Consider the following 6,954-nt stretch of genomic DNA (forward strand, 5'->3'; position numbering starts at 1 on the left):
AGTTATGTAAAATATAGATTAAGAGTATTCGTATATTAGATTACTAGATTTGGAGTGGTTACATGGATCCATTGAAAAATGAAATTAACCCTGACATGGTCAAAGTGTGGAAAATTCGTGCTGTAATTGAAGAAGGGATCGGTATACTCGTCATTTTAGCTTACCTTTTCCTCATGATAAAGTTTGATTGGTGGGCGTGGATTTTGTATGTGATGATTGGGCTAACAGTTGTGTTCGCGCCATTTTCGTACTTCTTATTCCCGAAACTACGTCAACGTTATTACAGCTACCAACTAAATGAAGAAGAACTTGAAATTCAGCATGGTCTTTTCGTCGTAAAGCGCGTATTAGTACCGATGATTCGTGTGCAGCACGTTACGATTGAACAAGGACCAATTATGAGAAAATACGGATTAGCAGAATTACACATTTCAACAGCAGCAACTTCTCACAGCATTCCAGGCTTAACGATGTATGAAGCAGAAATGTTGAAAACGAAAATCGCAGAATTAGCGAAAGTGAGTGATGAGGATGTATAAGAGGCAGCATCCAATCACGATGTTATTAGAATTGAAAATAACAGATTTTATACCACTCATTATTTTCATGTTTAGCTTAAACGGAAAATTCCCGTTTTGGTATTTAATTCCCGCAGCATTTGGTTTACTCACCGTTTTTTCAGCATTTGAAAAATGGTATTACACAACATATTGGGTTGAAAATAACGTATTACATGTGAAAAAAGGTCTCTTCGTGAAAAAGGAGAGCTACTTAAATAAAGAACGTGTTCAAACGATTAATACAAGTTCTAACGTACTATATCAAATGCTCGGTTTGAAAAAAATTCAGATTGAAACAGCTGGTGGGGGCGATGAAGCAGAAGTTAGCTTAGCTGGTATTACGGCAGAAGAAGCGGCGGAGCTTATTGCTTTGCTAAATGAGCCAACTCCAGAAGTGAAAGCAGAAGGAACGTTAGACGAAGCAACAGAAAATGTAGTAGAAAAAGCAATTGTTACAGAGGAAAAACAAACGACAGAATATAAATTAACTTGGAAAGAGATTTTATTAGCATCTGTTACATCTGGTCAATTTGGACTATTATTCTCTTTAATCTTTTTCGTTTATCACCAAGTAGATGAGTACATTCCGAAATGGATAGAGAATGGCGTAAAGTCGTATGTAATGGAACATGATATATATGGCTGGATTTTCATGGTAGCCATTTTACTCGTTCTTTCTTGGATTATATCTACAATCGGTTACGCGTTAAAACATGGCGATTTCACAGTGAATCGAAGAAATGACGAAGTTCGCATTTCACAAGGATTACTTGAGAAAAAAGAGCTCGTACTAAAATTGCATCGTATTCAAGGTATTACGATAAAAGAAAGTATTTTACGCCAACCATTCGGTTATTGTGCTGTGCAAGTAGAAGTCATTCAAAGTGAGGGAAAAGAAGAAAAAGTTACACTGCATCCTATCATTCGAAAAAATCGAGTGCAACAGTTACTCGCCCATTTACAATTACCATACGAACTGAATGCAAACATTATTGCATTACCAAAAGCAGCATTGCGCCGCTATCTCATTGATAGTTTTATCTTCTTCGCAATGCTAGCAATCCCGCTTCTTGGAATAAGTATATACTCTGAAAAGCACTTCATCATGTGGGCATTAATTCCGCTCGCAATCCTTATCTTTACACTTGGATACGCAACATTTAAAACAAATGGTTACAGTGTTAACGGAGAACAAATTACACTTGTCTATCGTAGCGTCGGAAAATACACAGGACTTATTAGAAGAAGACACGTCCAATCAATGGAGAAGACACAATCATATTTCCAGCGCCGCGCGGATTTATGTACGTATAAGTTTTCTAGTGCATCATCTAGTTATAAAATAGAGCATACGAGAGTAGAAGACGCGGAGAGAATGCAGGATTGGTATAAGAAGAGAATGAGGGAGGAATAATTTGAGAAAGCTTGCCTATTATGAAGGGCAGGCTTTTTTTGTTATAAGGAAATGAGTGGTTTAAGTGATAGAGCAGTACAACTACAGCACACATGTATTAATATGTATGAAAAAAGGTAATATTCTTCTATTTTAGAGGAATCTGTGGAATTTTTGATATAAATGGTATACTAAAATATAAATAGTATTAGGAGGTTATATATGATAAGTCAGTTGAAAAGAGAAGCACTTGATGCATTAAAAGGAAGATGGGGATTAGCGGTAGGGGCAACTTTATTAATTGGAATCCTTATTGGAGCTGTTGAAATGCTAACCACAGGTATTTTTTCGATATTTTGGGGTTGGGAAGAAGCAAGTGATTCACTCACAGTAAGTATTATTGTAATGCTTGTTATTGGTCCATTAACAATAGGTGCCTATTATCTTGTTTTAAATGCAATTCGTAGGACTGATGCTCGCATTGGTCATATATTTAGATGGTTTAGCGATGGAAGTAAGTTGATGAAGTCGTTTTTAACATATTTACTAATGTATGTATACTTGACTCTATGGACATTACTTCTTATTATTCCAGGTATTATTAAATCATTTTCTTATTCTATGACATATTTTATTTTGAATGATCATCCAGAATATACAGCGAATCAAGCGATTACTGAGAGTCGTCATATGATGAATGGACATAAAATGGATTACTTTTTACTATGCTTAAGTTTCTTAGGCTGGTTCATATTAAGTATTCTTACTATAGGAATCGGTTTCTTATGGTTAGTACCTTATTTCTACTCGACATCGGCAGCATTTTATGAAGAGATTTCAAAAGAATATTATAAAAAAGAGAGCACTACTTTCTAATAAAACATATAAACTATCTACCCTAAAGAATGTAGGGAGCAGATAGCAGATGGTTTAGGTGTTTTGATATTTGTCCTATTTTCGGGATTCACTTCAGGATAAGGTATAGATTTTTATATAGAAATGCTTCCCTCTATGTTTTATCATAGAGGGTTATTTTTTTATGTAAAAATGATAGGAAATAATGAATAATATATGTAAAGAAAAAAGCGAGGTGAATGAGAGTGAGCAAATTTTTAATACCGTATTCATTTTCTATATTAAGTTTCTTTATTTCAGCAACAGCACTTGATTTATATGATAGGATGGGAAACGATAGTGAGCTGGTTTCGCCGAACATAATTGGAAAGATAATTCAATCTACTGCGCAAATGGGAGTCCTTACATTGTATTTCGGAGTACCTATTATTTTAGGTGGCTGTCTACTTGGTGAGCTATTGTTTAGAGGTATCATTTTACGATTTAAACTAAGCTATATTATATCTTTATTATTATATCTATTTTTAGCTTTTAGTATTGTTTTCGTAACGGTAGGCATTCCAACTACATATGAAGATTCTAATACATTTTTCATAGGGATAACTATGATTTGTGCTGTTACATTCTTTGTGAGTCGGAATATATGGGAAAACAAGTTAATAATGGAGTGACAAAATGAAATACACCTGTCCATGTTGCGGATATAAAGTTTCACTTTATTGGATCAGTTAGAAAACCGACTAGTGAAGATGTGAAGGATGCTAGTTGGCCGCGAATTTGTTAAGTAAAATGTTATTACTCGATTCGATGGGAGTAATAACATTTTTTATTTAATGCTGAAAGAATTACTGCCGTCTTATAAAGTAATAAGAAGGACTACATCGGTAAATTTTATTGATGGATATATTAGGAATGAATACAAAAGTATAGATGTATAGTCGACTTTGTGTATTTAATGTTATCATATTGAATGATATGGAAATTTTTAATAGAATAAGTAACTAAAAATTCAAAGGTAATGAAGCTTTTGTTGTATAAAGAAAATACTTAGTAGTAATCAACAATATTAAAAATAAGATTCGTATTTATATAAATTTAGTAGAAATGGGGTTTTAAAAAGGAATGAGTATCAGCATAACGCGGCAAAAGATTTTGGCGGCCGCTTCTCAAATTGTGCAATGTAAAGGGGTTGCTAAATTAACCTTAGAAGCAGTGGCAAAAGAGGCGGGTGTAAGTAAAGGTGGATTATTGTATCACTTTGCAAATAAAGAAGCTTTAATAGAAGGTATGATAGTCAGAGGGATAGAGGATTATGAGGGCGCTATTTACAATAAAGTAGCGGAAGACTCAGAGAGGAAAGGGAGATGGGTTCGCTCTTTTGTAGAGGAAAGATTAAGTAATGAGAGAAGAACAGAAGAGTTGTCTAGTAGTATGATGGCAGCATTCATGTTAAAACCTGAATTACTTGAGCCATTACAACAATCATTTCAGCAACTGCAAAAGAATATAGAAAACGATGAGATAGATTCAGTTTGTGCAACAATTATTAGATTAGCAGCAGATGGATTATGGTATTCGGAATATTTAGGGGTTGGCAGACTAAGCCCCGAGTTAAGAGAAAAAGTGATTCAAGCTCTTATTGATAATTCGTATAAATAGAATATACGAACTATATAATGCGAAAACAATTCACCATTACTTATTTAATGTAGTGGTGAATTGTTTTTTTTTATTAGAAAAATAGAACAATTTTATAGAGTATTGAATTATAACCGTCCAGACGGTATAGTAATATTTGGTTTAAGAGGAAAATGAAACAAAAAAAGAATAAAAGATATTTTTAGCACACTATTCGAAAGGATAGGCCGCAAAGCTTAGAGTCTACGGTAATACATATTGGTTACTAAGATCGTCTGGTTGCACATTTTTGATGCAACCGGACGGTCTTTTTTTGTTATATAAATATAAAAAATAGGAGGGAACTATGCAAATGAAAAGTACTAAAAGGCATATTTCAATGGTTTCATTAGTTTTTCTAGTATTATTTTCAGTGCTGAATGTGTGGGCTCCAGTTATTCAAGCTGCTGTGATGAAAAGTCCAGTGGACGAAATTAATATTTCCCGTACTGATGGCACGACATCTGAACCGTATCAAGCCTCAGATGGTATGAAAGTAGAAGTGAAGTGGTCAGCTAAAGAAAAAATAAAAAGTGGAGATCAATTCACAATTGATATGCCAAAAGAGTTTCGAAAAGACCTTATGAATATGAGTTTTCCTTTAAAAGATGCTGAAGGAAAAACAGTTGGTACATGTGAGATGAAAAAGGGTCTATTAACGTGTACTATGGGTGATTACGTAGAAGGAAAGAATAACATTAAAGGCTCTTTATTCGTAGAATTCTACTTTGGTCTAGAAGCATATGATGGTGTTAAAGAAATTCCATTAGAATTTAACGTTGATGGTCAAATCGTCAATAAAGAAGTAAGTGTAAATAATACGACAGAGAGACCGAAGCCACAGCCCAATACGGAAAATTTATTGAAATGGGGTTCTTATAATCAAGAAGATCCTTCAATTGCTGATTGGCTTGTATACGTAAATGCAACTGGAACAGAAATGCAAGATCTTAAATTAACAGATACATTAGGACCTGGGCATGAGTTAATTACAGACAGCGTAGTATTAGAAGAGGCTGTATTTGAAGATGGTTATGCACCAACAAATATTAAGCCAGCAGATTTATCTAACATTAAAATAAATGCAACGAAGACTGGATTTACAATTGAGTTTCCAGACAGTTCAAAAGGTTATATTTTAAGATATAAAACAAAGGTTACAAATCCTGCTGCAAAGCCTCATAAAAATACTGTGAAATTAGAAGGTAAAAATATTAAAACTGAAGAAAAAGTAGGACAAGTATTTGTAAGTGGTGGAGGAGGATCCGGTTCAGGTGACAATAATCCACCTAGCATTGAAAAAAATATAGTTGATGAGAATGGCAAGCTTGTAGAGAATGAGCAGTTAACACAAATGGATCAAGTTATTCAATACCAAGTTGGTACACATATACCGAACGATCCTCCTAAATACACATCTATGGTAATTAGTGATGATTTAGAAGATGTTTTAGAAGTATTAGAGGCAAAAGTGTATGATCAAAATGGCCAAGATATTACTTCTAAAGGAACGTTAAATATAGATAAACAAAGAAGTGAAGTAACATTTACGTTTGGTGAGAGTTTTGACTATAAGTCATATGAAGACCAGATAATCAATCTCAGTATCAAGGCGAAAATAAAAAATAATGCAGACTTATCTTCTTACGTAGATAAGAAGATTCCTAATAAAGCGGAATTGCATTTTGATGATAAAACATTAACATCAAAAGAAGTAACTATTACGCCGCCTGAAGCTCCAAAAGATGGTACAGTATTGATTCATAAAACAGATTCTGAGAATCCGAATAAAGGGTTAAAAGGTGCCGAATTTGAAGTTCGAAATAGTGCAAATGAAGTTGTTGCAAAACTAAAAACGGACGAAAAAGGTTTTTCAGTACCTCAAACTTTAGCTCCTGGGACGTATAAAATTTATGAAACAGTAGCACCAGAAGGATATCAAAAATTAACAAGCCCAGTAGAGGTTACACTTCAAGCTGGAGAAACAAAAACAATTGAAATTAAAAATACTATGCAAAAGGGTCAAATTGAAGTAAAGAAAATTGATTCGGAAAATGGTGAAAAACCATTGGAAAATGCAGAGTTTGATATAGTAAAAGACGGTGTAGTAGTCGAACATATTGTTACAGATAAAGATGGTAAGGCAATCTCTAAACCGTTAGCACCAGGAAAATATATTTTAAAAGAAACAAAAGCACCTGAAGGCTACCAATTAAAAGAAACAGAGTTCGAAGTAAATGTAACAGGGGACGGCATATTCCCAATACAAGTGGAAAATGCAATGGTAGACAAAGGGAATATAGAAATTACAAAAGTGGACAAAGAAAACGGGGCAGTATTAGCCGGTGTCGAATTTGAAGTCCAAGATGAGAAAGATGGCGTAGTAAGAAAAGTAGTAACAGATAAAGATGGAAAAGCAAACGTTTCAGATCTATCAGTAGGAAAGTACAAATTAGTAGAGACGAAAAG

The 6,954-nt window shown here is 34.0% G+C and carries 6 protein-coding genes and 1 riboswitch; all 6 genes read left to right on the forward strand.

Annotation, left to right across the window (positions count from 1 at the left end):
* Window positions 1-62 precede the first annotated feature (62 nt).
* Window positions 63-539 (forward strand): PH domain-containing protein, encoded by a 477-nt coding sequence (locus tag MR160_RS16015; protein WP_000371368.1) that lies wholly within the window; start codon window positions 63-65, stop codon window positions 537-539.
* Window positions 532-1,974 (forward strand): PH domain-containing protein, encoded by a 1,443-nt coding sequence (locus MR160_RS16020; protein ID WP_000278212.1) that lies wholly within the window; start codon window positions 532-534, stop codon window positions 1,972-1,974. The genes MR160_RS16015 and MR160_RS16020 overlap by 8 nt, the downstream gene beginning before the upstream one ends.
* 201 nt (window positions 1,975-2,175) lie before the next feature.
* A complete protein-coding gene (locus MR160_RS16025) occupies window positions 2,176-2,829 on the forward strand; it encodes a DUF975 family protein (RefSeq protein ID WP_000625404.1) in 654 nt (217 codons plus the stop codon).
* A 224-nt stretch (window positions 2,830-3,053) separates the two neighbouring features.
* Window positions 3,054-3,479 carry a hypothetical protein gene (locus MR160_RS16030; RefSeq protein WP_002083032.1) on the forward strand — a complete coding sequence of 142 codons (426 nt, stop codon included), beginning with the start codon at window positions 3,054-3,056 and terminating at the stop codon, window positions 3,477-3,479.
* Window positions 3,480-3,930: 451 nt separating this feature from the next.
* Window positions 3,931-4,467 carry a TetR/AcrR family transcriptional regulator gene (locus MR160_RS16035; protein ID WP_000028014.1) on the forward strand — a complete coding sequence of 179 codons (537 nt, stop codon included), beginning with the start codon at window positions 3,931-3,933 and terminating at the stop codon, window positions 4,465-4,467.
* A 173-nt stretch (window positions 4,468-4,640) separates the two neighbouring features.
* Window positions 4,641-4,733: riboswitch (cyclic di-GMP riboswitch) on the forward strand.
* A 59-nt stretch (window positions 4,734-4,792) separates the two neighbouring features.
* Window positions 4,793-6,954: SpaA isopeptide-forming pilin-related protein (locus MR160_RS16040; protein ID WP_242297710.1), on the forward strand; the 2,162-nt coding region annotated here is incomplete at its 3' end.

The organism is Bacillus cereus group sp. BfR-BA-01382, from assembly GCF_022663475.1.
Classification (GTDB): domain Bacteria; phylum Bacillota; class Bacilli; order Bacillales; family Bacillaceae_G; genus Bacillus_A; species Bacillus_A thuringiensis_S.

Coding starts and splice junctions, on each gene's coding strand:
- MR160_RS16020 (WP_000278212.1), top strand. CDS start 532: ATGTATAAGAGGCAGCATCCAATCACGATGTTATTAGAATTGAAAATA.
- MR160_RS16035 (WP_000028014.1), top strand. CDS start 3,931: ATGAGTATCAGCATAACGCGGCAAAAGATTTTGGCGGCCGCTTCTCAA.
- MR160_RS16025 (WP_000625404.1), top strand. CDS start 2,176: ATGATAAGTCAGTTGAAAAGAGAAGCACTTGATGCATTAAAAGGAAGA.
- MR160_RS16015 (WP_000371368.1), top strand. CDS start 63: ATGGATCCATTGAAAAATGAAATTAACCCTGACATGGTCAAAGTGTGG.